Origin of the sequence: Arachnia propionica (genome assembly GCF_003932785.1) — a bacterium.
GTDB lineage: Bacteria > Actinomycetota > Actinomycetes > Propionibacteriales > Propionibacteriaceae > Arachnia > Arachnia propionica_B.
The window spans coordinates 1-1,161 of the sequence record NZ_RQYT01000110.1; the positions used below are offsets into that span (position 1 = coordinate 1).

At 73.0% G+C, this 1,161-nt stretch carries 1 protein-coding gene; it reads right to left on the reverse strand.

The window, feature by feature from the left end:
- Positions 1 to 1,161, reverse strand: a 1,161-nt coding sequence (locus EII35_RS16120) for a hypothetical protein (RefSeq protein WP_185744403.1), incomplete at both ends; no start/stop codon positions are given.

Here is a 1,161-nt window from a genome sequence, read left to right on the forward strand (position 1 = left end):
GGTGGCAGGGACCTTGTTGGCTGCGGCGAGTTCCTCCGCGATCACCACCAGCAGCGGCCAGACGAGGGCCAGGCCGCCTGCCTCGGCGAGGGCAGCGAGTAGGGCGGCGATCTTGGCGGGGCTGCGGTCCACGGGGTTGCGACCCTGGGCGCGGTTGACCAGCTCCCAGGCCGGGGAGCGCCAGCCGACGAGGAGGTCGTCGGCGGTCAGGCGGCCTTCGTCCCAGGCGGTCAGGAGCGGGGCGGCGATGCGGTCACGGTCCTTCGTGGCGACGGTGGCGGCGACGGCGAGGGTTGCCGTCGCGACGGGTTCCGTGACGCGGGGTGCGACCTCGATGCAGGAGATGATGTTGGTCAGGGAGTCCGCGACCTTGGCCCAGCGCAGCCAGAGCATCGCTCGCCAGGCGGGTCGGCCGAGATGTTGGGGCATGAGCCGCATCACGACATCGTGTGCCGGTGCGTGGAGGTATTTGTCGGCCGGGCCTGGCCACACCTCCGCCAGATCCGCGACATGGTGGTTGCAGTAGCCGGTGTCGCACGGGTAGGGGTGCTGCCAGACCGTGTCCAGGCCGAGCGCCTCGTGCCAGCTGGGGGCGTCGCCGACGACGTGGAGTTCCTCCTCCTGTCGCTTTCCGGTGGGTCTGAGGACTGGCTCGGCGGGTTCGGGTGTGGTGCTGGCCCACAGATCGATGACCTCAGCCAACCGCATCTCGCAGCCGCGGATGGGGGCGTCGCAGCCGGTGAGATCCGCCCCGGGCCGGATGCGGGTCAGGGCGATGGCGACGTCGGTCGGCTCCAGCGGGGTGTCCGCGTCGAGGTACTGGGTGAGGCGGGCGCGGAAGTCGTCGGCGGTGACCTCGTGCCGGACATTGCTGGGGGTGGACAGCAGCGACGGGATCTCGCCGAGTCGGTGCAGCACATCGCGGGCGCGCTGGGCGGCGAGGAAGACCAGCGGCCCCTCCGGGGAGCGGGCGGGGGCCGGTTCGGTGCCTGGGGTGAGGGTGCCGTCACCGAGCCGGGCCAGGAGCCGGGGGAGATGCCCGGAGATCGGGCTCGGGTCGAACGCGGCGGCCCGGCAGGCCGTGACGACCACCTCGGGGCCGCGGGCGTGGGCGGTGGCGACGAGCTGGGCCAGGGCGCGCTCGGTGACCTCGGCGCGCTC